The sequence below is a fragment of the Desulfuromonas sp. AOP6 genome, from assembly GCF_009731355.2.
Classification (GTDB): domain Bacteria; phylum Desulfobacterota; class Desulfuromonadia; order Desulfuromonadales; family SZUA-540; genus SZUA-540.
Genome location: NZ_AP022810.1, coordinates 775,505 through 799,659 on the forward strand (window position 1 = coordinate 775,505; position 24,155 = coordinate 799,659).

Here is a 24,155-nt window from a genome sequence, read left to right on the forward strand (position 1 = left end):
TCAATTCCCCAGAAAGCCCGTCAGCGGGCTGGAAGCCTCCGCCTGTTGGCGCTGTTCTCCCAGTCCGGCCAGAAACGCTTCGCGGCCGGCTTCCACCCCTTTTTTGAAGGCGGCGCCCATGGCCCCGGGATTACCGCTGACGGCGAAGGCCGTGTTGACCAGGACGGCGTCCGCGCCCATCTCCATGGCTTCGGCGGCGTGGGAGGGGGCGCCGAGGCCGGCGTCGACCACCACGGGCACGATGGCCTGCTCGATGATGATGGCGATGTGGTCGCGGGTGCGCAGTCCCTTGTTGGTGCCGATGGGGGCGCCCAAGGGCATGACCGTGGCGGTGCCCACTTCCTGCAAGTGCTTAGCCAGCACCGGATCGGCGTTGATGTAGGGCAGCACGATGAAGCCTTCCTTGACCAGGATTTCCGCCGCTTTGAGAGTTTCGATGGGGTCGGGCAGCAGGTAGTAGGGATCGGGGGTCACCTCAAGCTTGACCCAGGGTTCGCAACCGGCGGCGCGGGCCAGGCGGGCCAGACGCACCGCTTCATCGGCGTCGCGGGCGCCGCTGGTGTTGGGCAGTAGCAGATATCTGTCGCGGTTGATGCGGCGCAGCATACTGTCCTGGGGATTGTCGATATCGACCCGGCGCAGGGCGACGGTGACGATTTCGCAGCCGGAATTCTCCATGGCGTCCACCATGGCGTCATTGGAGGCGAATTTACCGGTGCCGACCAGCAGCCGGGAGTTGAAGGCGCGTCCTGCAATAATAAGTTGGTCCATATGCATTCCTTTAAGGTGATTGTAGGGTGAGGGGGAGGGCGTCAGGGTTCAGCCGCCGCCGACAAAATGAACGATCTCGATCTGGTCGCCATCCTGCAGGCGGGTGCTGGCAAAGGCCTCCCGTGGCACTATGGCCCGGTTGAGTTCCACGGCGACCCGGTCGTCAGCCAGCTGCAGCTGTTCGATAAGTTCGGCCACCGTCAACGCGGTTTCCAGGTTTTTTTGCCGTCCATTGAGTAGAATCGTCATGAGAAATCCTTTTATTGCTCCGGAGCTTTACCGAGAAGGAGGCGAAGCACGGCGTTGGCCTGGTGGTGCGCGGCGATGCCGACGCGGGGCGCCATGAGACCCTGGCCCGGTCGGGCCTCGCTGTCGCCGTCACCGACCAGATAGAGACGGCTGGCGGCCCGGCGGGTAATGATGGTGTTGGACGGCCCGGCTCCGGCCACGCCGGACGCCGCGACGATAGGGGACCTCGGGGTCGCCTGCAGAAAGGTCTGGACGAGCATGGCCTTCTGGTCAGGGGCATCGAAGGCTTCAACCAGTACGTCGACGCCGGCAAATAACTCACCGATGTTGGCAGGGGTGAGGCGGCCGTTAAAGACGCGGATGTCGACGCCGGGGTTGATACGGCGCAGGTTGTCTCGCAGGGCCTCGACCTTGGGCATCCCGATCTGGTCGACGAAGAACTGCTGGCGGTTGAGGTTGGAGGGCTCGACGACGTCGAAGTCGGCCAGTATGAGGCAGCCGACGCCAGAGCGGGCGAGAGCGACAGCAACGGCGGAACCGAGACCACCGGCACCGGCGATGCCGACCGTGCCCTGCTTGAGTTTGGCCTGGACGCCGGGCGTGTGCCGGGCGTACAGCAGGGTTTCGAGCTCTTCCGGCGAAGGCTGTTCGCCCCGGCGGATGAGAACGACGCGGTCTCCTTCGGCCAGGGGGCGGTCGCTGGACAAGGCAAAGCCGTTGACGATGAGGACGTCGGCGGCGGGCTTGTAGCGATCCCGTAGCTGGTAAAGGGTAATCCCTTCGCCGGCTTCGAGCGGATTTTCGTTAAGATAAATGGTCATAAAAAAGAAAAGGCCGCAGAGGGCGGCCTTTTCGGCTGGAAAGTTCCAGAGTCCCGAATCGTGCGCCGCTTCCCTACGCCGGTATCACCCGGATCAGGTTCAAAGGGTCGCCTCGCCGTAGCCAGGCTCTCAGTAAAAAACTCCCCTAGGGCATTTCAAGTTGTGGTGAATCGGTACGTTAGCAACAGCGCCGCGGGCTCGTCAACTTTTTTCTCCCTTTGCCGTTGTTTTTCACAGTGGATTTGATTACTATGAGGCCCTTCCCAAGACCTGCAAAAGGCGAGTGTGACAGGGCATAGACAGGGGGAAGAGGAGGATGAAACCATGACCATTTCAGATCGCTATCGAGACCTGGTGAACGAGGCTGCTCAACTGTTGCAGCAACTGGAAGGGGCGGCGGATGACAAGGCTGTCGAAGGTGTGCGCCAGGGGCTGGCCGGACTGGAGGAGCTTAAAGAGCAGGTCGGGGAGATTCCCCGTATTCGTCTGGAATCCGAACTGACCCCCGTGCTGCTGGCCGCCCATACCCGGCTGGACCGGGCCCGGCTGTTATTGGAAGAAGCTGGCGCTGAAGATCTGGGCGCGGCCGTCTGGGAGGTCGAACAGAAGGTCTACCGCCTGCTCAACGAGCTGTAATACCCCTTCCCACGTATCGTGGGTCCCCCAACCATCATAGGCTTCTCAGGCTTTTTCCACGGCCTGCCGCCAACCCCGGATCAATGCTTGCCGGCGCTTTTCGTCCATCTCCGGCCCAAAGCGCCTTTCTTCCTGCCAGCTCTCTCGTAGTTCATCCAGATTTTCCCAGAACCCCACGGCCAGACCCGCCAGCATGGACGCGCCCAGGGCCGTGGTTTCCACCGTCTGTGGCCGGACGACCGGCAGTTGCAACAGATCGGACTGCAGCTGCATGAGCAGGTTGTTCTGGGCGGCGCCGCCGTCCACTTTGAGGTGCCGTAGCGGGGCGCCCCGATCTTCGGCCATGGCGGTCACAAGGTCGAGGATCTGCAGCGCCATTCCTTCCAGGGTCGCCCGGGCCAGGTGGGCGCCCGTCGTGCCGCGGGTGATGCCGCTGATCAGGCCGCGGGCGCCGCTCTTCCAGTGGGGAGCTCCCAGTCCGGTAAGGGCGGGGACAAAGACGACGCCGCCGCTGTCCGGGACGGAGGCGGCCAGATGTTCGATATCGGCCGAGGCGGGAAAGAGTCCGAGACCGTCGCGCAGCCATTGCACCGCCGCGCCGGCGATGAAGGCACTCCCTTCCAGGGCGTAGCTGGTGCGGCCGTCGAGCTGCCAGGCGACCGTCGTCAGCAGGCCGTGTGCGCTCTCCACCGGCGCTTCTCCCGTGTTCTGCAGCAGAAAGGCGCCGGTGCCGTAGGTACATTTGGCCTCGCCGGCCTCAAAGCAGGCCTGCCCGAAGAGGGCCGCCTGCTGGTCGCCGGCCATACCGGCCACCGGTATGCCGTCGGGGAGAATGTCAAGCCCGCGGGTCTGGCCGTACACGGCCGAGGAGGGGACGATGTCAGGGAGGATGGCCGCCGGAACCTCGAAGAGGTCGAGGAGTTCCTTGTCCCAGTCCAGGCGACGCAGCTCCATGAGCAGGGTGCGGGAGGCGTTGGAAACGTCGGAGACGTGACTGCGGCCGCCGGTGAGGCGCCAGACCAGGAAGGTGTCGATGGTGCCGAAGGCCAGGTCACCGGCCTCAGCCCGCCGACGCAGCTCCGGCTGGTGGCGCAGCAGCCAGGTGATTTTGGTGGCGGAGAAATAGGGGTCGAGCACCAGACCGGTTTTTTGGCGAACCAGCGGTTCGGCGCCCCGCTCTTTGAGCTCGTCGCAGATATCGGCGCTGCGGCGACATTGCCAGACAATGGCGGGGGCGCAGGGCCGGCTCGTGCCGCGATCCCACAGCAGGGTTGTCTCACGCTGGTTGGTCAGGCCGATGGCGGCTATTTCATGGGGATTGGCGCCGGTGCCGTCGAGAACGCGACGGATGGCCTGGATCACCGAGAACCATATCTCTTCACCGTCGTGCTCGACCCAGCCGGGTCTGGGAAAATGCTGGGGGAAGTCCACCGTGACCTTGGCGGTGATGCGCAGGTCCCGTTCGATGAGCAGAGCCGTGGTTCCTGTAGTACCCTGGTCGATAGCGAGGATGTATCTGGACATGGCAATCCTTCGCACAGGAGTGGTTCATGACTTCCGACGAGAGAGGGTCCCCTGGCTGAAGGGTAAGGGGATCCTCAGACCGAGGCGACATCCGCCTGCGGTGACGGACAGTCGCCATGCACCGAAACACGGTTGCGGCCGGTGCGCTTGGCGCGATAAAGGGCGTAGTCTGCTTCGCGGATCAGGTCGTCAAGGGTGTGGATGTCGGGATGAGGAAAGGCGGCCACCCCCAAACTGATGGTCAGTTCAAGTTCGGACAGTTCGTCGGGGAATAAGAGCTCACTGCAGGCCAGACGCAGACGCTCGGCCGCTTCGACGCCTTGCTTCAGTGTGGTTTCCGGCAAGACCAGGGCAAATTCCTCCCCGCCGAAGCGGGCCGCCAAATCGTATTCGCGCATTTTGGACATGAGCAGGTCCGCCACGACTTTAAGGATGAGATCGCCCCGCTGGTGTCCGTAGGTGTCGTTGACTTTTTTGAAATGATCGATGTCCAGCATGACCAGGGTCACGGGGCTGTTGTTGCGGGTACTGCGATTCATTTCCCGCTCCAGGGCGTCGGTGAGAAAGCGGCGGTTGTAGAGCTGGGTCAGCGGATCGGTATTGGAAAGCCTGAGGAGCATCTCATTGCTCTTCTTCAAACTGTCCTGGAGAGACTTGATCTTGACCTGAACCTTGACGCGGGCAATAAGTTCGGCGGGGTCAAAGGGCTTGGTGACATAGTCGCTGGCCCCCTGCTCCAGAGCCTGCACCTTGGTCTCCTGGCCTTCGCGGCCGGTGAGCATGATAACGGGAATGTCCTGCAGTTCGTCGCGGGTGCCCATCATGGACAGGAATTTGAACCCGTCCATGCCCGGCATCTCCAGATCGCAGAGAATGATATCGACGGGCTTGTTCAGGGCAACCTTGAACCCTTCGATGCCGTCTCCCGCCTCATAATAGAACTTGAACAGGGAAGTTTTGCGTAGTATGTGGATTATTTCCTGGCGGAGGGTAGGGGAGTCATCCACGATAAGGATCGATGAGTTCATGAACCGCCTCTTTGTTTTTCGCCTATTATAGGGATTCAGCCCATTTTGTAAAGATATAAGGGAACCCACGCCCTGACAATCTTTTTTCCTCGACTATAATGAATTGAAACACTTGCATAAACAGGAGGAAGATATGTCTCTGGTCAAGACCTGGTATTCGCCGGAATCGGCGGCAGACAAGTTCGGCGTGGGCAAAGCCGCCGTTCTCGAGTGGGTGGATGAAGGACTGGTACGCTGCGAGCGCGAAGGAGGCAAGGTTTCTTTCGTGAATATCGACGATGTCAGGCTGCAGGTGGAAGCGATGGTGCGCAAGCAGGAAAAATGAGCCCGCACGGCCTGAGGGAGGCAGAAAATACCGCCCTCAGGCCGGATGTGGTGCGACGGTCATTTTAGGTCGGGCGGCCTCCGCAGGCCTGCAGTCTTGCGGCGGCCTGACGCAGCATTCGTTCGGTGGTAGCCCAGTCCACGCACTTGTCGGTGATGGAGACGCCATAACGCAGGTCAATCAGGGGAGCGATGGGCTGATTGCCCGATTCAAGGCAGCTTTCAATCATGAGGGCGAAGATGGACTGGTTGCCCTGGGCGATCTGTTCCATGACGTCCTGCAGCACGGCCTCCTGGCGCTCATGGTCTTTCTGTGAGTTGGCATGGCTGCAGTCGACCATGATTGCCTTGTTAAGGCCGACTTTTTCCAGCATCTGTTCGGTGCGGGCGATGTCTGCTGCATGGTAGTTGGGCTTGTCATTGCCGCCGCGCAGCACAATGTGGACGTCAGGGTTGCCGACCGTTTTGACGATGGCGTTATGCCCTTCGTTGTTGATGCCCAGAAAGCTGTGAGGATGACGGGCGGCGCCCATCGCGTCGATGGCAATCTGCAGACTGCCGTCGGTGCCATTCTTGAAGCCGACGGGGAAGGAGAGCCCGCTGGCCATTTCACGGTGAGTCTGTGACTCGGTAGTGCGGGCGCCGATGGCCCCCCAGCTGATCAGGTCGGACAGATAGTTGGGCGTGATGGGGTCGAGCATTTCGCAGGCTATGGGCAGGCCCAGTTCCGTAATATTGGACAGGAGGCCGCGAGCGACCCCCAATCCCTTGGAAATCTGATGGGTGCCGTTGAGGTCGGGGTCGTTGATCAGCCCTTTCCAGCCGATGGTCGTGCGCGGTTTTTCAAAATAAACCCGCATGACCAGCAGAAGCTGGTCTTTCAGTTCGCGGGCAAGCACGGCCAGCTTCTGAGCATATTCAAGCGCGGCCCGAGGATCGTGAATGGAGCAGGGGCCAACAACCACCATCAGACGGTTGTCGCGGTTGTTTAGGATGTCGGTGAGCTGCTCCCGGGAAGAGCTGACAAAGTCAGCCATTTTTTCGGATAGAGGGAATACCTGCTTCAGGTCCGCGGGTGAAATGATGGGGGTCAGGCCGCGGATGCGGAGATTGTTGGTGCGTTTCATGGGCTTTCCTGTCGACGGGGGTTACGACGAACCGAAAGGGGGGAGAAGGGGGAGTCTCTCGGTGCTGCCAGACTGGGAAACTTTAGACCTTTTTTTTAAAAAAGTCAAAAGTTGCGCACAGTTCTGTCTATATCGAACATTCGTTCAGGCCGGCAAAACGTCAGTGAGCGGTCTCGCGCGGCAGGGGAAAGCGTTTGACAGGGGGATTGGGATTCTGTATAAACAAGTCTGCTCGCATTTTTTATCGTGAAAACCGCAGTTTAGAGAGGTGTGCCTGATGATTCTTCGCGAAATTGTGTTGGCGGTCGCCCAGGTAGTGGACCTGGCCTTCAGCATCTATATATTCATTGTTATCGCTCGGGCCCTTGTCTCCTGGGTGAATCCCGACCCCTACAATCCCATCGTCCGCTTCCTGCACAATGCCACCGACCCGGTGCTGTCAAGAATGCAACGGGTGTTGCCCCTGAGTTTCGGCGGTATTGATTTCACACCGATTGTGCTTCTTGTCGGGCTTTCCTTTGTACAGCGTATCCTGAAGGCCCTCTTGCTTCAGCTGGCTTACAGCTTCTGACGGACAGACAACTATGCGCATCACTCCCATGGAGATCCACCAGCAGCAGTTCAAGACCCGACTTCTCGGGTATGACACCGCCGGGGTTGACCAGTTCCTCGAACAGGTGGCCGACGAGCTGGAGAGGATTCACAAACAGAATCATGAGCTCAAGGAAGAGCTGGCCCGTACCCGCTCCGCTCTCAACGAAATGCGGCAGCGCGAGGCCATGCTCAAGGAAACCCTGCTGACGACGCAGCGCATGACCGAAGATATCAAAGCCAACGCCCGTAAGGAGGCGGAGGTTATGATCGCCGATGCGGAGATCAAGGCCGAGGCCATTTTACGGTCTGCTGAAGATCGCCGCGTCCAGCTGATCGGTGAGATTCAGGAAGTCAAGCGGCAGAAGATCTCCTTCGAGAGCAGCCTGCGGGCCCTGGTGGAGAGTCACATGCGCCTGCTCGACCTGGAGGTGGTGCAGGTCCGCCATGAAACCAGGGATGATCGCCTCCTGCAGGAGAATCTGCCCCTGGAGAAGACCGACTCTGGCCCAGAACGTTAGATGTTCGCGTTTCTACACGGTGCCCCCGGTGGAGTGACGATTGATCTTTGGGTGCAGCCCCGCGCCAGCCGTAATGAAATTGTCGGTCCGCAGGGCGAGGAGTTGAAAGTCAAGTTGACCTCGCCCCCCGTGGAAGGTGCCGCCAACAGACTGTGCTGCGAGTTTTTTGCCAAGACTTTCGGGGTCCCTAAGGGTTGCGTGCGCCTGGTTGGCGGCGAGAAGTCCCGCCACAAGCGTCTGCTGATCGAAGGTGTCCGGCGGGCCGATGTGGAAGACGTCCTCAGGAATCTGTTCTAGCGCTCCGGGTTGTTTCCGCTCTGTTTTTCCGCCGCCTCTGCCTTGACAAAATTCCCGGAAGTTATTAAATTGCCACCGAATTAATTTTTGGGAGGAAAATCGCCATGCCCGTGTACGAATATGCCTGTGAGAAATGTGGTCAGATCTTTGAAGCCATGCAGAAATTTTCCGATGCGCCCCTGACGGAGTGCCGCTCCTGCGGCGGTCCGGTGAAAAAGCTCATTTCGCAGACGGCTTTTGCCCTCAGGGGTGGCGGCTGGTACGAGCAGGGCTATGCGGGGGGTGCCAGCGCCCCGGCCTGCAGCAGCGCCGGCAGTGGCGGCGGCTGCGCCGGCTGCCCTAAGGCGGCCAACGAATAAAAAAATCCCCGGACAGAAGCGATGTCCGGGGATTTTTTTCGTCAGTGCAGCTTATCAGGCCTGCTGTGTCGCCGGCAAGGAGAGGGTCCCCGACCAGTCTGTTCCCTCGGGGCTGAGCCTTTCATGAACTTCGGTGCGATTGCGGCCATGGCGCTTGGCCGTATAAAGAGCTTCATCGGCTTCGGCCAGAACCTGGGTGGTGTCGGTGATGTCTCCTGCCGGGACAGGACGGATGCCGATGCTCACCGTCAGGGGGTGTTCCTGAAGTTCTGGAATTCGCAGGCGGGCAATCTTTCGGCGTAACCGTTCAGCCACATGGAAGGCGCTCTCTCCGCAGGTTCCCGGCATGATGAGGGCAAATTCTTCACCACCGAAACGGCAGGCCGTATCCGAAAGACGAATGCTGCTCTCGATGGCTCCGGCGATGGCTTTAAGGGCGGCGTCACCTGCCAGATGCCCGAAGAGATCGTTGATCTGCTTGAAGTGGTCAATGTCGGCCAGGAGTAGGGAGAAGGCTTGATTCAGGCGGCTGCTGCGGGCGACTTCCGCCTCCAAGGCTCTTTGAAAGAAACGGCGGTTGAATAACCCGGTCAGGCCATCCGTAGTCGCCTGCTTTTCCAGGTCTTCTTTGGCCTGCCGCAAGAGGGTGAGCTGCTGTTTCTTTTCAAGGTGGGTTCGAATGCGGGCGGCCAGTTCTTTTGCCGAGGTGTCAAAGCTGAGAAAATCGCAGGCACCGGCTTCCAGCCCACGAATTTTTTCATCTTCCGCGCCGGCTCGTGCAAAGAGAAAAACCGGAACGTCGCACCCCTTCTGGTCGGCATAGAGCTGATGAATCCAGGCGTATGTTTCGCGAGCGGGATCGATGACATCATAGAAGATCATGTCGACCGGGCGCGTCCTGACGCTGCTGATGGCCCGGTTGACGTCCTTTTCCTTCCAGATATGACTGAAGGCCGCAGTTCCCTGGATCTTGTCCAGCAGGGTGCGGTTATCTTTATGTGAAGATCCTATCACGAGGCTTGTGGCTGTCATCGAGGGCCTTCCTGTGGAATAAATTTCGTATCCCCTGCACTGTTGCCGGCTATGGCCTAATCATTCTGCAAAAATCTATCCAAGTTTTAAATGCTGTGTCGACGTGCCCCTGTGGCTGCTGCAGCGGCGTGTTCTTGTTGGGGGTGAGTCGGTATTTTGACTTCTGGGCCAGATTGAGCGGATATTAACCTGTTTGAATGGATTTGTCGAGATTTTGACTCCTGCTGGACTTTTTTTCTGGATAGCCGGGTGTAAAAGTATACGCCTTCACATTCTTTACAATCGATATTCGGTTGCGTATAGTTGTTTTCATTTGAAGGAGGTTCTTACACGTGGACAAAATTATTGATGGAAAAGCGATTGCGGCCAGTCTCAGGAAGGCCATTGCCGCCGACACGGCTCAACTCATCGCCCGGGGAACGACGCCTGGGCTGGCTGTCGTTCTGGTAGGCGAGGATCCTGCCAGCCGGGTCTATGTCACTATGAAAGAGAAGGCCTGCGCCGATGCGGGTATCTACTCGGATGAACACAAACTGCCGGCGGAGACGACCGAGGCCCAGTTGCTGGCGCTGATCGAGGAGCTGAACCGGGACAAGCGCATCGACGGCATTCTGGTGCAGCTACCCCTGCCGGCCCACATTGACGAGAACAAGGTCCTTGAAGCCATTGCGCCAGCCAAGGATGTCGATGGTTTTCATCCCTACAACGTCGGCCGCCTGGTGACGGGCAACCCCCTCTTTCGGCCCTGCACCCCCTATGGGGTCATGAAGATGCTGGAAGCCACCGGCGTCGACCTGGCCGGCAAAGAGGTGGTCGTGGTGGGGCGCTCCAATATCGTCGGCAAGCCCGTGGCCCTCATGTGCCTGGCCGAGCATGCCACGGTGACTATCTGCCATTCACGCACCCGTGACCTGGCCGACAAGGTGCGGGCCGCCGACGTGGTTATTGCCGCCGTCGGCCGGCCGGAAATGGTCAAGGGGGACTGGATCAAGGAGGGCGCCGTGGTCATCGATGTCGGCGTCAACCGGGTCGGCGAAAAGAAGCTGGTCGGCGACGTCGATTTCGCCGCCGCCCGCGAGCGGGCCAGCGCCATCACGCCGGTACCGGGCGGGGTGGGGCCCATGACCATCACCATGCTGCTGTACAACACGGTGGAAAGCGCCAAACGGCGCGCCGCCGGCCAATAGACAACCCCTAAGGCGTTCAGGACACTGTGTTCCTGGGCGCCTTTTGTTTTGTCGCCGCTGCCTAAGGGACCGCCATGATCATCAGTCAGCAGAAAAACCGCGAAGAGCTGCTGCATAACCTGGAGGGGAAGAAGCGGCTCTTCCTCGTCGGTTGCGGCGCCTGCGCCACCGCCTGCAAGTCGGGTGGTGAGGAGGAGGTCTTCCAGCTGCAGGAGTGGCTGGCCTCCGTGGGGCGCGAGGTGACCGGCAGCGTGATCATCGACGAGGCCTGTCATATCATGCGCGCGGCTCGCGACCTGCGTCATCACCGCGACGCCGTGGCTGAGGCGGACGCCCTGGTGGTACTCGCCTGTGGCGCCGGTGTGCAATCCATCTCGACCAACACCGACAAACGGGTCATCGCCGGTCTCGATTCCCTCTTTCTCGGTAACATCCGTCGTTTGGGACAGTATGAAGAGAAGTGTTCCCTCTGCGGCGAGTGCATCCTCAACGAAACGGCGGGTATCTGCCCGGTGACCACCTGTGCCAAGGGGCTGCTCAACGGGCCCTGTGGCGGCATGGAGGAGGGACGCTGCGAGGCGGATCGGGAGGTGGACTGCGCCTGGCACAGCATCTACGAGCGATTGAAGAAACAGGGGCGCCAGGGGGTCTTTGCCCGTCCCGTGCCGCCCAAAAACTGGGGAAAGCTGCGCAAGCCCGGGCGGTTGAAACTGGGCTGAGGAGGCGTCGGGATGTCGCAGCTTCAAAATGAGTTAAGCCAGCACCGTTTTGTGGTCACCACGGAGATCGCGCCCCCCAAAGGGGTGGACCTGTCGGCGGCGCTGGCCAAGGCCCGCTCGCTGCAAGGCATTACGGCGGTGAATGTGACGGATAACCAGGGCGCCAATATGCGTCTGTCCCCCCTGGTGCTGGCCGCCCGAATGCTGGAGGCCGGTATCGATCCGATTCTGCAGCTGACCTGCCGTGATCGCAACCGGCTCGCCCTGCAATCGGATCTGCTCGGCGCGGCGGCCCTGGGGATTGAGAATGTCCTCCTTCTTTCCGGCGACCATATGCGCTTCGGTGACCATCCGCAGGGTAGGGCGGTCTTCGATCTCGATTCCGTGCAGCTGCTGCAGGCGGTGGCCCACCTGAATCAGGGTTGGGATATGGCCGGTCGGAAGCTGCAGGGCACGCCCAGCTTCTTTGCCGGGGCGGCGGTATCCCCGGCGGCCGAGCCCTTTGAACTGATGTTCCAGAAATATCGGAAGAAGGTCGAGGGCGGGGCCCGGTTCTTTCAGACCCAGGCGGTTTTCGCGGAAGACAAACTGCACCGCTTCATGGAAGCCGCCCGCCCTGTGGGCGTTCCCGTGCTGCTGGGTGTGCTGCTGCTGAAGAATGCCGCGGTCGCCCGTTTTCTCAACGCCAACATTCCCGGCGTGCAGGTGCCGCCAGAGCTGGTGGACCGCCTGGAGCAGGCGGCGGATCCCCTGACTGAAGGAGTCGCCATTGCTCGTCGCCAGGTCGCCCTGGCGCGGGAGATCTGCCAGGGGGTTCATATCATGAGCCTGGGTCATGAAGAGCTGATCCCGGCCATGCTGGCCTGAAGGAAAGGGAGGGACTGCATGAAAAAGACGCCGCTCAATGCCGTTCACAAGGAGATGGGCGCCCGCATGGTCGACTTCGGTGGCTGGGAGATGCCGGTGCAGTACCGCGGAGTCATCGACGAGCACCTCGCCGTTCGCCATGCCGCCGGCCTCTTCGATGTCTCCCACATGGGAGAGATTGCCGTCAAGGGCAAAGGAGCCCTCGATTTTATCCAGCAACTGACCATCAATGACGCCAGCCGCCTGATCAACGGCCAGGTCCAGTACAGCGCCCTGTGCTACCCGCACGGCGGCACGGTGGATGATGTGACCCTCTACCGCTTCGATCACGATCATTACCTCTTCTGTGTCAACGCCTCCAACATCGACAAGGATTTCGCCTGGATGCAGGAAGTGCTGGAAGAGGGGGATTTCGACGATGTCCAGCTGCACAACGTCAGCGACGATTTCGCCCAGCTGGCCCTGCAGGGCCCCGGCGCCCAGACCATCCTCTCCCGCCTCACCGATACCCGTCTCGACCAGATCGCCACCTACCACTTTTATGAGGGGCTGGTGGGCGGCGAACCGGCCATTATCTCCCGCACCGGCTATACCGGGGAGGATGGCTTCGAGCTCTATTTTGCCCCCACCGCCGCCGTGGCCATCTGGCAGGCCTTGCTGAAGGCCGGCGCTTCTGACGGACTGGAGCCCATCGGCCTGGGCGCCCGCGACACCCTGCGCCTGGAGATGAAATACGCCCTCTACGGTCATGAGCTGTCGCCGGAGATTTCGCCCCTGGAGGCCGGGCTGGGCTGGATCACCGCCTTCGACAAACCCACCTTTGTCGGCCGCGAGGCCCTGCTCCGGCTCAAGGAACAGGGGTTGCCGCGCCGTCTGGTCGGCTTCTCCATGATTGAGGCAGGTATTCCCCGCGCCGGTTATCCTCTCTTTGTCGGTGACGAGGAGGTCGGCCTGGTCACCAGCGGCACCCTGTCGCCGTCGCTGCGGGTGGGTATCGGTCTGGCGCTGGTGAAGCCGGCTCATGCTGCCATTGGCACCGCGCTGCAGGTGGGTATCCGTCAGCGCCGCGTGGCAGCCCGCATTGTGAAGACACCCTTTGTGAAGAAATAACCCCAACCTGTATTGACCGCTTCATCCAAAAAAGGAGGACGAACGATGGAATTTCCCGAGGAGCTCAAGTACACCGAGGAACACGAGTGGGTCCTGGTCGAGGACACGATCATCACTATCGGCATCACCGATTTTGCCCAGGACAGCCTGGGGGATGTGGTCTTCGTCGAACTGCCGGAGGTTGGCGCCGACGTGGTGGCCGGCAAGTCCTTCGGCGTGGTCGAGTCGGTCAAGGCCGTTTCCGACATCTATGCCCCTGTTTCCGGGGAAGTGGTGGAGATCAACGAAGAACTGCCCGATACCCCGGAGCTGATCAACACCTCGCCCTACGAGGACGGCTGGATGATCAAGGTGCGCATCAATGACCCGGCTGACCTGGCTGACCTGATGGATGCCGACGCCTACCAGGCTTTTGTCGAGGAGGAAGAATAGACGCACAACGGAGCACGGAGAGAGCGCCCATGAGCCATCCTTATATTCCCCACACCGACGAGGACGTCCGGCAGATGCTGTCCACTGTCGGCGTCCCGACGGTGGACGCGCTGTTTGAAGAGATTCCCGGCGAGGTCCGCCTGCGGCGCTCCCTCGAGCTGCCGGCTCCTCTGGCCGAAAGCGACCTTCTGCGGGACATGAAGCGCCTGGCCGGCAAAAATGCCACGGTGGAGAGCCATGTGAGCTTTCTCGGCGGCGGCGCCTACAATCACTTTCTCCCCGCCGTGGTCGATTATCTGGTCTCCCGCAGTGAATTCACCACCGCCTACACCCCTTACCAGCCGGAAATCAGCCAGGGCACCCTGCAGGCCATCTTCGAGTTTCAGACCATGATCTGTCAGCTGACCGGGATGGACGTGGCCAACGCCTCCATGTACGACGGCGCTTCCGCCTGCGCCGAGGCGGTCCTCATGGCCATGCGGGCCACCCGCCGCCGGCGGGTGCTGATGTGCCAGTCTCTTCACCCCCACTACCGGGAGACGGTGCGCACCTACTGTCAGTGCCTCGACGTGGACTTGGTGGAGGTGCCCTGGGATGAGACGGGAAAGACCTCGTCTCAGGCACTCCATGATCTGCTCGATGGCGAGACGGCAGCGCTGGTAACCGGCTATCCCAACTTCTTCGGCGTGATTGAAGATGTGGCGGGCCTGGCGGGGGCGGCCCATGCCGTGGGCGCCCGCCTGGTCGTCGCCGTACAGGAGCCGGTTGCCCTCGGGCTGCTCAAGTCTCCCGGCGAGCTGGGGGCCGACCTCGTCGTCGGTGAAGGGCAGAGCTTCGGCATCCCTCTCTCCTTCGGTGGTCCGTCTCTTGGTTTCTTCGCCTGCCGCCAGCAGGATCTGCGCTCCATGCCCGGCCGCCTGGTCGGCGAGACCGTGGATGCCCAGGGGCGGCGGGGTTATGTGTTGACCCTGTCCACCCGTGAGCAGCATATCCGCCGGGAAAAGGCCACTTCCAACATCTGTTCAAACCAGGGTCTGTGTGCGCTGACCGCCACCATCTGGCTCGCCCTGCTGGGCAAGAAGGGGATCCGTGAACTGGCCTGTCACAACCTGTCGAAGGCCGCCTACGCTCGCCGGCAGCTCGCGGCGCTGCCGGGTTTCTCCCTCCCCTTTACCGGGCCGGTCTTCAACGAATTCGTGGTGAAGGTCCCCGGCAAGACCCAGTCGCTGCTTGACCGCCTGGCGGGGCAGGACATCCTGGGGGGCATCGCCCTGGCGCCCTGGTACGAAGGGATGGATGATTGTCTGCTGGTCTGTGTGACCGAACAGAACAGCCGTGCGCAGATCGACGCGCTGGTAGCCGCCCTGGCAGGAGGTGCCTGATGGAGAGTCTGGGAACCACGGGGCTTGTCCTCAACGAAAAGCTGCTCTTTGAACATTCCGATCCGGGTCGTCAGGGCTATACCCTGCCGGCCTTGGACGTGGAGGAGGCGACCCTGCCGGCGGGTCTGACCCGCGACGAGGTTGGTGGCATGCCCGAGCTGTCGGAAGTCGATGTGGTGCGCCACTTTACCCGTCTCTCCACCTGGAACTACGGGGTCGACTCGGGCTTTTATCCCTTGGGCAGCTGCACCATGAAGTACAATCCCAAAGTCAACGAGGTGGCCGCGCGTCTGCCGGGTTTTGCCGCTACCCATCCGCATACGCCGGCAGCGCTCTGCCAGGGAGCGCTCGAACTGATGTACGAGCTGCAGCAGGCGTTGGCGGAAATTTCCGGCTTCCCGGCCCTGTCCCTGCAACCAGCGGCCGGTGCCCAGGGGGAGTTTGCCGGCATGCTGGTCATCCGCGCCTGGCATGAATCCCGGGGCGAGAAGCGCCACCGGGTACTCATTCCCGATACGGCTCATGGCACCAATCCTGCCTCGGCTGCCCTCTGCGGTTACGAGGTCAGTCCCGTTGCCTCCGGAGCCGACGGCCGCCTCAGTGCCGCGGCCGTGGCAGAGCAGATGTCCGAGGACGTCGCCGCGCTCATGGTGACCAATCCCAATACCCTCGGCCTTTTCGAGTCGGATATCGCCGAAATCTGCCGTATCGTGCATGCCAAGGGGGGGCTGGTCTACTGCGACGGCGCCAACCTCAATGCCCTGCTTGGTATGGCGCGTCCGGGGGACATGGGCATCGATGTCATGCACTTCAATCTGCACAAGACATTCGCCACCCCCCATGGTGGCGGTGGCCCCGGCGCCGGCCCGGTGGGGGTCTGCGCCAAGCTCGCCCCCTTTCTGCCCGCACCTGTTGTCGACAAGAAGGCCGAGGGTTTTGTGCTTAAAGACCCTGACCACTCCGTTGGCCGGGTCAAAGCTTTCCACGGTCATTTCGGCGTTCTCGTCAAGGCCTATGCCTATATTCGCAGCATGGGCGCCGACGGGCTGCAGCGGGTGGCGCACATGGCCGTGCTCAACGCCAATTACGTGCGGGCCCGTCTGCAGGAGGTCTATCATCTCCCCTACCGCGGGCGGTCCCTGCACGAGGTCGTCTTCTCCGATAAAAACCTGGAGGGCGGCTGCCACACCCTCGATCTGGCCAAGCGTCTCATCGACTACGGCTACCATCCGCCCACCATCTACTTTCCCCTCGTGGTCAAAGGCGCCATCATGATCGAGCCGACGGAGACGGAGAGCCTCGAAACTCTCGACGAATTCTGCGAGGCGATGCTGGCCATCGCCCGTGAGGCTCGGGAGAATCCAGCCTTGCTCACCGCCGCTCCTGGCCGCACGCGCATCGGCCGGTTGGATGAAACGACGGCGGCGCGGCGGCCCAAGCTGAAATGGGAAAAATCAGACTGAAGAAAGGGGCCCGCAAGGGCCTTTTTCTATAGGATGTCGCCGGGGCGGGAAGAGAAGCTGGTCAGATGGTACTGGAAGACAACGAAGATGGTCAGAGTCTCTTTCTCGTAGTAGCGGGAAAGAGCGCCGTAAGGAGCAGCCTTGTGCACGGCGTCGATGGCCTCCTGGTCTAGGAGCGGATAGCCGGAACTCTCTTTAAGTACGACTTCTTCCAAGGTGCCGTCCTTGTTGACCGTGACCTGCAGCAGGCAGCGTCCCTGCTCGCCCCGTTCGGCGGCGCGGGCCGGATAGTTCCAGACTAAATAGATTCTATCGCGGAAGCGGCTGAAAAAAGAATTCAGCAGGTCGTTTTCCATGTCCAGCCAGACCGCTTCGCCTTCGACCACGTCCTCCCGGTACTTGCTCCGCCATTCCTGCAGATACTGGTTGGCGCTTTTGGCGGCGGCCTGATTGAGGGCCGCCATCAGGGCTTTTTTGTCTGGAAGTTCCGTCGCCTGTTCCGGCGCCGTTTTTTGTGGCCCGGAGGTGCCAGGCCGGGCCTCGATGCCGGTTTTGGCCGAGGGTTGGTCGGTGGGTGGTTCGGGTGCCGGGGGCGTCGGTGAAGGAGGCTGCCTCGGTGTCGGCGGCGCCGGTGGGGCGCTGGGGGCCCGGTCTTCGATAAAGTCGCCTTTGGGAGCCGTTTCCCGTTCCACTTCCTGGTCAGCGGGGCCGAGACGTTTGGCGGGGGTCTGTCGTGGCTGTTCCGACGGGGTGACGACAGGCGCGTCGAGCTCACGCTCGCGCGCCGGCTCTCTGGGCTCCGGCGGGCGCATTTCCACAACCAGGGGCGTGTCGGCCTCGGGGGGAGGGAAGAGGGTGCGCTGCGGCACCAAAAAAAGCAGCAGCAGGTGCACCAGCAGAGACAGTATAATGAAGACCAGGATCATCGGATCCTGGTTGCGGCTGAATTGCATAAAGGCAACGATGTCGTTAATGGTAAATGGTGTCAGGACAGTATACATGAAGAGAGCCGAAGGAGGCCAGCGATCATTCCACGAGAGGAAGCTGCTCGGTACGGGGAAAAGGGTTGACCTTGGCGGGGAGCTTCGGGTATAAAATGGGGCTTTAATAAAACTCTGTTTTGAAGGAGGAACCTCTTATGCATTTGGTCGATCAGATTAAAGCGAAAGCCCGGCAGAATGTGCAGACCGTTGTTTTGCCGGAAGGATACGATGATCGCATGATTCAGGCCGCCGGCCAGATTGTCAAGGACGGGCTGGCCAAGGTTGTGCTTTTGGGCCAACCCGCCACGCTCACGGCCAGGGCCCGTGATCTCAAGGCTTCGCTGGAAGGAGTCACCTGTCTCGATCCCAAGACGGCACCGCAGCTGGAAGCGTACGTGGATGAGCTGGTCGAGCTGCGCAAGAAAAAGGGCCTGAGCCGTGAAGAGGCGAAAGCGCTCTTGACTGCAGACGACAACCTCTATTTCGGTGCCATGATGGTGCGCAAAGGGGATGCCGGTGGCGCCGTGGCCGGGGCCTTTAACACCACGGGCGATGTGTTGCGCGCCGCATTTCAGGTGATCGGCACCTCGCCGGGGATGAAGACCGTCTCCTCCGTCTTTCTCATGGTGACCAAAAATACCGCTTTCGGCGAAAACGGCGTCCTGCTCTTTGCCGACTGCGCCGTCAATCCCAATCCCGATGCCGAAGCCCTGGCCGATATCGCCGTGGCCACGGCCAAAAGCTGCAAGAGTTTCCTCGGCGTGGATGCCCGTGTCGGCATGCTGTCCTTCTCCACCAAGGGCAGCGCCAGCCACCAGGATATCGACAAGGTGCTCAAGGCTCTGGAGCTGGCTAAAAAACTCGATCCCTCGCTGCAGATCGATGGAGAGCTGCAGGCCGATGCGGCACTGTTGCCCAAGGTCGGGGAGAAGAAGGCGCCCGGCTCTCCAGTGGCCGGCAAAGCCAACACCCTCATTTTCCCCGATCTCGATGCCGGCAATATCGGCTACAAGCTGGTGGAGAGGATTGCCGGCGCCGAAGCGGTCGGCCCCATCATCCAGGGGCTGGCCAAGCCGGTGAACGATCTTTCCCGCGGCTGCTCCGTGGAAGACATCATCAGCGTCGCCGCCATCACGGCGGTGCAGGCCCAGGGTTGATACAGTAGACCCGACCGAGAGTTATCAACGCAAAAAGGCCGGCGGATTTCAAACCGTCGGCCTTTTTGCGTGAAAACTGAGAAATCGTTATATGTCTACTTGCGCTGAAAGTCGCTGCTGGCGAAGGAGTAGGAGAACTGCATGTGGTCGGTGTAGGTTCCTTCGAGAATGCCCACCACGTCCTCGGTAAAGACAAGCTCTTCGTCGGTGGGGATGACGAACACCTTGACCCTGGAATCGGGTTTGGTGATCACCGTCTCCCGTTTGCGTGTCATGGTGTTACGGTTCTTCTCCTTGTCGAGGCTGATCCCCATGAACTCAAGGCCTTCCAGGGCTTTTTCACGAATGAGCCAGGCCATCTCGCCGACGCCGGCCGTGAAGACAACGGCATCGAGACCGCCAATGGCGGCGGCATAGGTGCCGATATACTTCTTGAGACGGTAGGCTTCGATTTCCAGGGCCAGCTGGCAGCGCTCATCGCCCTTTTCAACACCTTCGATGACGTCGCGGCGGTCGGTGAACTGGCCGGTGATGCCGTAGATCCCGCTCTTCTTGTTGAGAATCGAGTCGATCTCCCGGGGGTTGAAGCCCTCCTGATCCATGATGAAGGCCGGGATGGCAGGATCGATGTCGCCGCAACGCGTTCCCATGACGGCCCCTTCCAGAGGGGTCAGGCCCATGCTGGTGTCGACAGAGACGCCCCCCTTGATGGCGCAATGGGAGACGCCGTTGCCGATGTGCATGGTAATGATATTGCAATCCTCGGGGTCCTTGTCGAGCATGACCGCCGCCCGCTTGGAGACATAGAGGTGGCTGGTGCCGTGAAATCCGTAGCGGCGTACGCCGTACTTTTCATACCACTCGAAAGGGAGGGGATAGATGTAGGCGTGCTGCGGCATGGTCTGGTGGAAGGCGGTGTCGAAAATGGCGACGTGGGGCACGTTGGGCAGCACGGCCTGGGCGGCTTCGATGCCGGCGATGTTGGGCGGATTGTGCAATGGGGCCAGATGCTGCACGTCCTTGATGGCGTTCAGAACTTCGTCGTCGATGCGCACCGAGCGGGTGAACTTTTCGCCGCCGTGGACGACCCGGTGCCCGACAGCGGAGATCTTGTTGAGGTCGCTGACCACTCCATGGGTCTTGTCCGTCAGGGTTTTGATGATAAGGTGCATGGCCACTTTGTGATCGGGGCACTCATACTCCTCCCGGTAGGTTTCCCGCCCGGGGACTTCGTGAACGATAAAGGAGTCCCCGATGGTGACGCGTTCGACCATGCCCTTGGCGATGACTTCTTTGCGCTCCCAGTCAAAGAGCTGGTATTTGAGCGATGAACTGCCGCAGTTCAGAGCGAGTATATCCATGCAGCGAATGTCCTCCTCGGATTTGGTGAATAGAAAACAAGCTGAATTTTCAAAATATTGTTTTATATGGCTGAAAAAGTTTGTTTAGAATAAAAATTGTCTGTAATGAAATCGCGCGCTTGGGCCACAGGATGGCCGGTAAAAATGTTCTAGAAGACTATAGCAACACTGTTCGGATTGCAAGAACTTTGTTTCATTTTCGCCCCTCTTTGGGGGTGGACACGGGGGGGGGAACTGGTGTATATATTCCCGATGAACGGACAATAAACAGGAAAAGGAGGTGATTCCTTTGGCTCACACCATTACTGACGAGTGTATCAACTGCGGTGCTTGCGAACCCGCTTGCCCCGTTGACGCCATCAGCGAGCAGGGTGACGCTCGCGTCATCGATGCAGCTACCTGCACTGATTGCGGCGCCTGTGTCGACACCTGCCCCGTCGACGCGATCAACGCTCCCTGATCGACCCGTACCAAGGGGCGGCTCTCGGGCCGCCCCTGATTTTTTCAGCGAATCCCCTGGTGTTTTTTCCTTGGTGAACGGGAGGTGCGTATGTTCGGACTGGGCGCTACGGAGCTTGTCATCATTCTCGTGCTGGTGCTGGTGATTTTCGGTGCCGGCAAGTTGCCCGAAATCGGCGGCGCCTTGGGCAAGGGCATCCGCAACTTCAAGAAGGCCACCCAGGAAGCAGATGAAATAGATGTCAGTCCTGATCGCAAGGATAAAGACGAGGAGCCGAAGTAGGATACTCAGTCTGGACGCTTCAACGAAAAAAGCCGCACATCGTGCGGCTTTTTTCGTTGGTATCGAAGCGATTACTGCTTGGAGCCGGGTTTTGAGTCGGCCATTTCGACCGTGAACTCGCTCAGGTCGCTCGGCAGGTTCTTGAAGACGATGGTGAAGGGAATGCGGGCACCGGGAGCGACGTTGAGGTTGGAGAGGGAGTCGCCGAACTGATTGTTCATGGCTTCTTCGATTTTGTCAAAAGGCCATTCCTGCAGTTCTGTTGTCGTCAGGCGATTGCCGCAGAAGACTGTCTGTTGCAGCAGGGCTTTACCGTTCGGGTTGTAGAGAACGCCCTTGACGGCAATCGCCGAGCGAACTTCCTTGAACTGGTTGACTGCCTGGCCGTGAATGACAAAGAGTTCCCCGGCCTCACGGTTGCTGACAAAGGCGCTGGTGAGATCGGTGATCTGGATCTGCCCGGCCGGCTGTGCTTGGGGGGGCTGGCCCGTCAACTGGGTCAGTATGGTGGAAATATCCAGATTCCCCTGTTTGTAAAAGAGGTACCCCCCGGCGGCGCTCAAGCCGAGAAGAAGGACGAGTACAAAAAGGATGAGGCCACGCCATGGGCTCTTGCGGGATTTTCCGCCTGACTTTTTGCGGGCCTTGTCTGCCTTTTGGGAGCCCTTGGCAGGGGATTTTTCGGGTGTTGCCCTCGGCGTGGGAACTGCGGTGGCAGTCTCTTCTGCCGACTCCGGCTCGCCAAAAAGAAAGCTCGACTCGGTCGTGCTATTGTCGGCAAGACCCTCTTCCTCGAAGGGCTGGTTCAAGGAGGGGGTGGTGGCGGATTCCTCAAATTCGAAATCACTGGGGCCGCTCTCGGCAGGGGTTTCATCCCAGGAGAAATCATCGTCCCGGGTCTCGGAAAAACTGTCTTCAAAAGGGGAGGCGATCTCACCCGGTTTTTCGTCCGCATCGGTAGCAAAGAAATCTTCCGTTTCAGATGGAGAGGCGTCCGTGAACCCGAAATCGTCCTCTGTCGCCTCGGTGCCGAAGTCAAAGTCTTCGGCCGAATCTTTCTCGCTCAGGGCGCTTTCATCCGTCAGACTGCCAAAAAAATCGTCCTCCTCGCCATCGTTCTCTGCCGAAGGTTCCGTGGTGTCGTCCTGGTCATCATCATCCCGTGAGGTGTCCTCGGTGTCGCCGAAGGAAAAAGGCACCTCATCCTTCTCGTCCTCTGTCTCCTCGCCAAAAGAAAATTCATCGAAGGAAGAGGCAGGCGTACCTGCATCGGTTCCTTCCGCGTCCTCGTCGTCACTGGTTTCAAAGGCGCTGAAGTCGATGTCGAGTTTTGGGCCGCTCGGTTGTTCCGGTTCCGGTGGGGATGCCGTGAAAGACTCTTCCGTTTCAGCCGGCATGGACGTTTCTTCAGATTCGGGGGGGTAAACGGTAAAAATGTGCCGGCATTTCGAACAGCGGACTTTCGTGCCTTCGGCTTTGATTTTTTCGTCCGCGAGTTTGAACCGGGCCTGGCACTCGGAGCATTGGATGATCATGCGTTCCTCTCCTATAGGGCTTGTCAGACGCCTTCTACCAGATAGATGTCTGGAAGGTTGCGATACTTTTCATCGAAATCGAGGCCATAACCGACAATAAAGCCATCTTCCATGGTGATGCCGGTATAATCCGCGTCGATATCCACTTCGCGGCGTGCTTTTTTGTCGATGAGAGTACATATTTTGAGGGACTTGGGGTCGCGCAGCAGCAGACGATTGTAAAGGGACTGAAGGGTGAAGCCGCTGTCGACAATATCCTCCACGATAACGACATGGCGCCCTTTTATGGGCTCTTCCAGGTCTTTGCGCATCTCCACGATACCGGAAGACTGGGTGTCGGACCCGTAGCTCGCCAGGCGCACGAAATCGACCACGACCTGAGCGGTGATTTCTCTGACCAGGTCGGCGAAGAAAAGGAAGGATCCCTTAAGCACACCGACCAGCAGGACCTCTTCCTGGGCATAGTCACGGCTGATTTCTTCTCCCAGGCGTTTGACCTGTTCGGTGATATAATCCTTCGAATAGAGCACTGTCAGAGTGGGTTTTTCCATGTGATTTCCTGAAAAAAGGGATGGTGAAGCAAAGCTGTATTCTATAGCAAGATAACGAATTTGTGTCAATTTATTCGGTATATTTCAATAGGTTTACGGGCAGCTTTGGCGAATATGGTAAGATAGAGCAGATGTTTTTCCCCTTGTGGGGGAATTTTTTCCGTTTAAAGGAGGTTGATGGATGCAGATCAATGGGTTTTGGGCCGGATTTCTGCTGATTTTTCTTTTACCCGGCGTTGCGCTGGCGCAAGAGCCACGACTACTGGCGGAATCCACCGATTTCCGTTTTGGTGAGATTTATCAGGGGCAGCAGCTGGAGCATAGCTTTCGACTCGAAAATACCGGTGATGGGCCTCTGCTCGTCGAGAAGATCCGGAGCTCCTGCGGCTGCACGGCGGCCCTGCTGTCCGATTACCAGATTCAGCCCGGGCAATCAGCCCAACTGCGGGTGACCTTCGATTCGACCCGCTTCCGTGGTCCGGTTGTCAAAACAGTCTACGTCTATACGAATGATCCGCGCCATCGGGTCGCCCAGTTCTATCTGCGCGGCCAGGTGACGCCCGAACTCGTGCTTGAGCCCACCAGGGTTGACCTGGGTGCGCTGGAGTCCGGCGCCGTCGGCGAGGCCGCTATTGTTATCGGCAATGTTGGTCCGCAGAATATTTTAATCGAGGATATCCAGACCGATCTGCAGGATGTGCAGGCCACCCTCTCCAGCAAGATGTTGTTGGCCGGTGAATCCGTGACACTGCATATTGCCGTGGCGCCTGGGGAAGGCGCCGTCAAACGCAAGGGCTATGTCGTTATGTCCACCAACAGCTCCTACACTCCCGTGGTGAAGGTTCCCGTCAGTTTTTCCGTCATGGGCAAGGCCCAGCCTTGAGGGTCCATGGGACAGAAGACGAGGACTCACCTGCCGGTATCGATAAAAGTGAGGGAGAATCTATGGAAAACCAGTCCGTTTCTTCCACCCAACGACGATTCTTTCTCACCGTGGTGCTGGCGGCCATCGGCGCCGCCCTGGCATTTCTGGCCGGTTGGCCTCTGCTGCGATTTTTGACGCCCCTCAAGCAGGACGGAAACGATGGACGGGTCGCCCTTGACCGGGGCAGCGTCGAAGTTGGCGGTGTCCTGTTTTTCAGTTATCGTGGCGGCACCGCCGTTGTCATGCAGATGGCGCCTGGCGAATTTACCGCTTTTTCAGCCATCTGCACCCACCTCGGTTGCGTCGTGCAGTGGAAGCCCCAGCAACAGGAATTTGTCTGCCCCTGTCACGCCGGCCGTTTTTCTCCAGCGGGTGCCGTCCTGGGCGGTCCCCCACCAAAGCCCCTCGTGTCGCTGCCTGTGACCCTTTCCGGGGAACAGCTTCTCATCGGATAGGAGTAA

Annotated in this window: 29 protein-coding genes and 1 riboswitch; of the genes, 18 read left to right on the plus strand and 11 right to left on the minus strand. The window is 59.9% G+C overall.

The features are described 5' to 3' along the window. Genes AOP6_RS03680 through thiF form a run of 3 tightly spaced genes read right to left on the minus strand, consistent with a single transcriptional unit; the run spans window position 1 to window position 1,841 of the window. Window positions 1-771: a thiazole synthase gene (locus AOP6_RS03680; protein WP_155875277.1), complete on the minus strand. Its 771-nt coding sequence runs from the start codon at window positions 769-771 to the stop codon at window positions 1-3. A 48-nt stretch (window positions 772-819) separates the two neighbouring features. Then, complete coding sequence (gene thiS, locus AOP6_RS03685; protein WP_155875278.1) at window positions 820-1,020, minus strand: sulfur carrier protein ThiS; 201 nt, start codon at window positions 1,018-1,020, stop codon at window positions 820-822. A gap of 11 nt (window positions 1,021-1,031) precedes the next feature. Further along, window positions 1,032-1,841 carry a sulfur carrier protein ThiS adenylyltransferase ThiF gene (thiF, locus tag AOP6_RS03690; RefSeq protein WP_155875279.1) on the minus strand — a complete coding sequence of 270 codons (810 nt, stop codon included), beginning with the start codon at window positions 1,839-1,841 and terminating at the stop codon, window positions 1,032-1,034. A gap of 53 nt (window positions 1,842-1,894) precedes the next feature. After that, window positions 1,895-1,998: riboswitch (TPP riboswitch) on the minus strand. A gap of 167 nt (window positions 1,999-2,165) precedes the next feature. On the opposite strand from thiF, the gene AOP6_RS03695 reads away from it, so the two are divergent. Then, the gene (locus tag AOP6_RS03695; RefSeq protein ID WP_155875280.1) at window positions 2,166-2,477 is read left to right on the plus strand and encodes a hypothetical protein; all 312 of its coding nucleotides are present in this window, start codon (window positions 2,166-2,168) and stop codon (window positions 2,475-2,477) included. 45 nt (window positions 2,478-2,522) lie between these two features. On the opposite strand, the gene glpK is transcribed toward AOP6_RS03695, so the two are convergent. Then, on the minus strand, window positions 2,523-4,001 hold the full coding sequence (gene glpK, locus AOP6_RS03700; RefSeq protein WP_213194743.1) for a glycerol kinase GlpK: 1,479 nt from the start codon (window positions 3,999-4,001) through the stop codon (window positions 2,523-2,525). A 74-nt stretch (window positions 4,002-4,075) separates the two neighbouring features. Beyond that, window positions 4,076-5,029 carry a diguanylate cyclase gene (locus AOP6_RS03705; protein WP_155875281.1) on the minus strand — a complete coding sequence of 318 codons (954 nt, stop codon included), beginning with the start codon at window positions 5,027-5,029 and terminating at the stop codon, window positions 4,076-4,078. A 133-nt stretch (window positions 5,030-5,162) separates the two neighbouring features. On the opposite strand from AOP6_RS03705, the gene AOP6_RS03710 reads away from it, so the two are divergent. Then, window positions 5,163-5,354, plus strand: coding sequence for a MerR family transcriptional regulator (locus AOP6_RS03710; protein WP_155875282.1), 192 nt, complete (start codon window positions 5,163-5,165; stop codon window positions 5,352-5,354). Between the two features lie 64 nt (window positions 5,355-5,418). Here the strand turns inward: AOP6_RS03710 and AOP6_RS03715 are convergent, their stop codons facing one another. Beyond that, window positions 5,419-6,480, minus strand: a complete 1,062-nt coding sequence (locus tag AOP6_RS03715) for a 3-deoxy-7-phosphoheptulonate synthase (RefSeq protein ID WP_155875283.1) — start codon at window positions 6,478-6,480, stop codon at window positions 5,419-5,421. Between the two features lie 277 nt (window positions 6,481-6,757). On the opposite strand from AOP6_RS03715, the gene AOP6_RS03720 reads away from it, so the two are divergent. The 4 genes from AOP6_RS03720 to AOP6_RS03735 all read left to right on the plus strand — a co-directional run bounded on the left by AOP6_RS03720 (window position 6,758) and on the right by AOP6_RS03735 (window position 8,248). Then, window positions 6,758-7,051, plus strand: coding sequence for a YggT family protein (locus AOP6_RS03720; protein WP_155875284.1), 294 nt, complete (start codon window positions 6,758-6,760; stop codon window positions 7,049-7,051). Window positions 7,052-7,064: 13 nt separating this feature from the next. Continuing rightward, the gene (locus tag AOP6_RS03725) at window positions 7,065-7,592 is read left to right on the plus strand and encodes a DivIVA domain-containing protein (protein ID WP_155875285.1); all 528 of its coding nucleotides are present in this window, start codon (window positions 7,065-7,067) and stop codon (window positions 7,590-7,592) included. Beyond that, entirely contained in the window at window positions 7,593-7,889 is a 297-nt protein-coding gene (locus tag AOP6_RS03730) for a DUF167 domain-containing protein (protein ID WP_155875286.1), read from the plus strand. Between the two features lie 104 nt (window positions 7,890-7,993). Beyond that, window positions 7,994-8,248 (plus strand): zinc ribbon domain-containing protein, encoded by a 255-nt coding sequence (locus AOP6_RS03735; protein WP_155875287.1) that lies wholly within the window; start codon window positions 7,994-7,996, stop codon window positions 8,246-8,248. 54 nt (window positions 8,249-8,302) lie between these two features. Here the strand turns inward: AOP6_RS03735 and AOP6_RS03740 are convergent, their stop codons facing one another. Continuing rightward, a complete protein-coding gene (locus AOP6_RS03740; protein ID WP_155875288.1) occupies window positions 8,303-9,280 on the minus strand; it encodes a diguanylate cyclase in 978 nt (325 codons plus the stop codon). A 332-nt stretch (window positions 9,281-9,612) separates the two neighbouring features. Between AOP6_RS03740 and folD the strand changes: the two genes are divergently transcribed. From folD to gcvPB, 7 genes are all read left to right on the plus strand, one after another. Next, window positions 9,613-10,467, plus strand: a complete 855-nt coding sequence (folD, locus tag AOP6_RS03745) for a bifunctional methylenetetrahydrofolate dehydrogenase/methenyltetrahydrofolate cyclohydrolase FolD (protein WP_155875289.1) — start codon at window positions 9,613-9,615, stop codon at window positions 10,465-10,467. A 74-nt stretch (window positions 10,468-10,541) separates the two neighbouring features. Beyond that, window positions 10,542-11,186 carry a methylenetetrahydrofolate reductase C-terminal domain-containing protein gene (locus AOP6_RS03750; protein WP_155875290.1) on the plus strand — a complete coding sequence of 215 codons (645 nt, stop codon included), beginning with the start codon at window positions 10,542-10,544 and terminating at the stop codon, window positions 11,184-11,186. A 12-nt stretch (window positions 11,187-11,198) separates the two neighbouring features. Next, the gene (locus AOP6_RS03755; RefSeq protein ID WP_155875291.1) at window positions 11,199-12,053 is read left to right on the plus strand and encodes a methylenetetrahydrofolate reductase; all 855 of its coding nucleotides are present in this window, start codon (window positions 11,199-11,201) and stop codon (window positions 12,051-12,053) included. A gap of 18 nt (window positions 12,054-12,071) precedes the next feature. Further along, a complete protein-coding gene (gene gcvT, locus AOP6_RS03760; protein WP_155875292.1) occupies window positions 12,072-13,163 on the plus strand; it encodes a glycine cleavage system aminomethyltransferase GcvT in 1,092 nt (363 codons plus the stop codon). A gap of 45 nt (window positions 13,164-13,208) precedes the next feature. Continuing rightward, a complete protein-coding gene (gene gcvH, locus AOP6_RS03765; RefSeq protein WP_155875293.1) occupies window positions 13,209-13,595 on the plus strand; it encodes a glycine cleavage system protein GcvH in 387 nt (128 codons plus the stop codon). 29 nt (window positions 13,596-13,624) lie between these two features. Beyond that, the gene (gcvPA, locus tag AOP6_RS03770) at window positions 13,625-14,977 is read left to right on the plus strand and encodes an aminomethyl-transferring glycine dehydrogenase subunit GcvPA (protein WP_155875294.1); all 1,353 of its coding nucleotides are present in this window, start codon (window positions 13,625-13,627) and stop codon (window positions 14,975-14,977) included. Then, window positions 14,977-16,440: an aminomethyl-transferring glycine dehydrogenase subunit GcvPB gene (gcvPB, locus tag AOP6_RS03775; protein ID WP_155875295.1), complete on the plus strand. Its 1,464-nt coding sequence runs from the start codon at window positions 14,977-14,979 to the stop codon at window positions 16,438-16,440. Before gcvPA ends, gcvPB begins: the two co-directional genes overlap by 1 nt. A 26-nt stretch (window positions 16,441-16,466) precedes the next feature. Here gcvPB and AOP6_RS03780 read toward each other — a convergent pair whose 3' ends face one another. Continuing rightward, on the minus strand, window positions 16,467-17,441 hold the full coding sequence (locus tag AOP6_RS03780) for an energy transducer TonB (protein ID WP_155875296.1): 975 nt from the start codon (window positions 17,439-17,441) through the stop codon (window positions 16,467-16,469). 137 nt (window positions 17,442-17,578) lie between these two features. Here AOP6_RS03780 and pta point away from each other — a divergent pair, with 137 nt between their 5' ends. Continuing rightward, complete coding sequence (gene pta / locus AOP6_RS03785) at window positions 17,579-18,580, plus strand: phosphate acetyltransferase (RefSeq protein ID WP_155875297.1); 1,002 nt, start codon at window positions 17,579-17,581, stop codon at window positions 18,578-18,580. 95 nt (window positions 18,581-18,675) lie between these two features. Here the strand turns inward: pta and AOP6_RS03790 are convergent, their stop codons facing one another. Further along, window positions 18,676-19,941 carry an acetate kinase gene (locus AOP6_RS03790; protein WP_155875298.1) on the minus strand — a complete coding sequence of 422 codons (1,266 nt, stop codon included), beginning with the start codon at window positions 19,939-19,941 and terminating at the stop codon, window positions 18,676-18,678. A 289-nt stretch (window positions 19,942-20,230) separates the two neighbouring features. Between AOP6_RS03790 and AOP6_RS03795 the strand changes: the two genes are divergently transcribed. Both AOP6_RS03795 and AOP6_RS03800 read left to right on the plus strand, forming a co-directional pair. Beyond that, window positions 20,231-20,401, plus strand: coding sequence for a 4Fe-4S binding protein (locus AOP6_RS03795; RefSeq protein ID WP_155875299.1), 171 nt, complete (start codon window positions 20,231-20,233; stop codon window positions 20,399-20,401). A gap of 90 nt (window positions 20,402-20,491) precedes the next feature. Then, window positions 20,492-20,683: a twin-arginine translocase TatA/TatE family subunit gene (locus tag AOP6_RS03800; RefSeq protein WP_155875300.1), complete on the plus strand. Its 192-nt coding sequence runs from the start codon at window positions 20,492-20,494 to the stop codon at window positions 20,681-20,683. A gap of 71 nt (window positions 20,684-20,754) precedes the next feature. On the opposite strand, the gene AOP6_RS03805 is transcribed toward AOP6_RS03800, so the two are convergent. Both AOP6_RS03805 and hpt read right to left on the minus strand, forming a co-directional pair. Further along, window positions 20,755-22,218 carry a DUF3426 domain-containing protein gene (locus tag AOP6_RS03805; RefSeq protein ID WP_155875301.1) on the minus strand — a complete coding sequence of 488 codons (1,464 nt, stop codon included), beginning with the start codon at window positions 22,216-22,218 and terminating at the stop codon, window positions 20,755-20,757. 23 nt (window positions 22,219-22,241) lie between these two features. Continuing rightward, window positions 22,242-22,769: a hypoxanthine phosphoribosyltransferase gene (gene hpt, locus AOP6_RS03810; protein ID WP_155875302.1), complete on the minus strand. Its 528-nt coding sequence runs from the start codon at window positions 22,767-22,769 to the stop codon at window positions 22,242-22,244. Between the two features lie 181 nt (window positions 22,770-22,950). On the opposite strand from hpt, the gene AOP6_RS03815 reads away from it, so the two are divergent. Together AOP6_RS03815 and AOP6_RS03820 are read left to right on the plus strand one after the other, a co-directional pair. Then, entirely contained in the window at window positions 22,951-23,652 is a 702-nt protein-coding gene (locus tag AOP6_RS03815; RefSeq protein WP_155875303.1) for a DUF1573 domain-containing protein, read from the plus strand. A 62-nt stretch (window positions 23,653-23,714) separates the two neighbouring features. Beyond that, the gene (locus tag AOP6_RS03820) at window positions 23,715-24,149 is read left to right on the plus strand and encodes a ubiquinol-cytochrome c reductase iron-sulfur subunit (RefSeq protein ID WP_155875304.1); all 435 of its coding nucleotides are present in this window, start codon (window positions 23,715-23,717) and stop codon (window positions 24,147-24,149) included. Window positions 24,150-24,155: the final 6 nt, after the last annotated feature.

Excerpts from the sequence above, each read along its gene's own strand:
- AOP6_RS03740 (WP_155875288.1), bottom strand. The coding sequence starts at position 9,280 with ATGACAGCCACAAGCCTCGTGATAGGATCTTCACATAAAGATAACCGC.
- thiS (WP_155875278.1), bottom strand. The coding sequence starts at position 1,020 with ATGACGATTCTACTCAATGGACGGCAAAAAAACCTGGAAACCGCGTTG.
- AOP6_RS03820 (WP_155875304.1), top strand. The coding sequence starts at position 23,715 with ATGGAAAACCAGTCCGTTTCTTCCACCCAACGACGATTCTTTCTCACC.
- AOP6_RS03715 (WP_155875283.1), bottom strand. The coding sequence starts at position 6,480 with ATGAAACGCACCAACAATCTCCGCATCCGCGGCCTGACCCCCATCATT.
- AOP6_RS03705 (WP_155875281.1), bottom strand. The coding sequence starts at position 5,029 with ATGAACTCATCGATCCTTATCGTGGATGACTCCCCTACCCTCCGCCAG.
- AOP6_RS03750 (WP_155875290.1), top strand. The coding sequence starts at position 10,542 with ATGATCATCAGTCAGCAGAAAAACCGCGAAGAGCTGCTGCATAACCTG.
- thiF (WP_155875279.1), bottom strand. The coding sequence starts at position 1,841 with ATGACCATTTATCTTAACGAAAATCCGCTCGAAGCCGGCGAAGGGATT.
- AOP6_RS03815 (WP_155875303.1), top strand. The coding sequence starts at position 22,951 with ATGCAGATCAATGGGTTTTGGGCCGGATTTCTGCTGATTTTTCTTTTA.
- glpK (WP_213194743.1), bottom strand. The coding sequence starts at position 4,001 with ATGTCCAGATACATCCTCGCTATCGACCAGGGTACTACAGGAACCACG.
- AOP6_RS03725 (WP_155875285.1), top strand. The coding sequence starts at position 7,065 with ATGCGCATCACTCCCATGGAGATCCACCAGCAGCAGTTCAAGACCCGA.
- AOP6_RS03780 (WP_155875296.1), bottom strand. The coding sequence starts at position 17,441 with ATGTATACTGTCCTGACACCATTTACCATTAACGACATCGTTGCCTTT.
- hpt (WP_155875302.1), bottom strand. The coding sequence starts at position 22,769 with ATGGAAAAACCCACTCTGACAGTGCTCTATTCGAAGGATTATATCACC.
- AOP6_RS03680 (WP_155875277.1), bottom strand. The coding sequence starts at position 771 with ATGGACCAACTTATTATTGCAGGACGCGCCTTCAACTCCCGGCTGCTG.
- AOP6_RS03720 (WP_155875284.1), top strand. The coding sequence starts at position 6,758 with ATGATTCTTCGCGAAATTGTGTTGGCGGTCGCCCAGGTAGTGGACCTG.
- gcvT (WP_155875292.1), top strand. The coding sequence starts at position 12,072 with ATGAAAAAGACGCCGCTCAATGCCGTTCACAAGGAGATGGGCGCCCGC.
- gcvPA (WP_155875294.1), top strand. The coding sequence starts at position 13,625 with ATGAGCCATCCTTATATTCCCCACACCGACGAGGACGTCCGGCAGATG.
- AOP6_RS03710 (WP_155875282.1), top strand. The coding sequence starts at position 5,163 with ATGTCTCTGGTCAAGACCTGGTATTCGCCGGAATCGGCGGCAGACAAG.
- AOP6_RS03790 (WP_155875298.1), bottom strand. The coding sequence starts at position 19,941 with ATGGATATACTCGCTCTGAACTGCGGCAGTTCATCGCTCAAATACCAG.
- AOP6_RS03800 (WP_155875300.1), top strand. The coding sequence starts at position 20,492 with ATGTTCGGACTGGGCGCTACGGAGCTTGTCATCATTCTCGTGCTGGTG.
- AOP6_RS03695 (WP_155875280.1), top strand. The coding sequence starts at position 2,166 with ATGACCATTTCAGATCGCTATCGAGACCTGGTGAACGAGGCTGCTCAA.
- AOP6_RS03730 (WP_155875286.1), top strand. The coding sequence starts at position 7,593 with ATGTTCGCGTTTCTACACGGTGCCCCCGGTGGAGTGACGATTGATCTT.
- pta (WP_155875297.1), top strand. The coding sequence starts at position 17,579 with ATGCATTTGGTCGATCAGATTAAAGCGAAAGCCCGGCAGAATGTGCAG.
- gcvPB (WP_155875295.1), top strand. The coding sequence starts at position 14,977 with ATGGAGAGTCTGGGAACCACGGGGCTTGTCCTCAACGAAAAGCTGCTC.
- gcvH (WP_155875293.1), top strand. The coding sequence starts at position 13,209 with ATGGAATTTCCCGAGGAGCTCAAGTACACCGAGGAACACGAGTGGGTC.
- AOP6_RS03805 (WP_155875301.1), bottom strand. The coding sequence starts at position 22,218 with ATGATCATCCAATGCTCCGAGTGCCAGGCCCGGTTCAAACTCGCGGAC.
- AOP6_RS03755 (WP_155875291.1), top strand. The coding sequence starts at position 11,199 with ATGTCGCAGCTTCAAAATGAGTTAAGCCAGCACCGTTTTGTGGTCACC.
- AOP6_RS03735 (WP_155875287.1), top strand. The coding sequence starts at position 7,994 with ATGCCCGTGTACGAATATGCCTGTGAGAAATGTGGTCAGATCTTTGAA.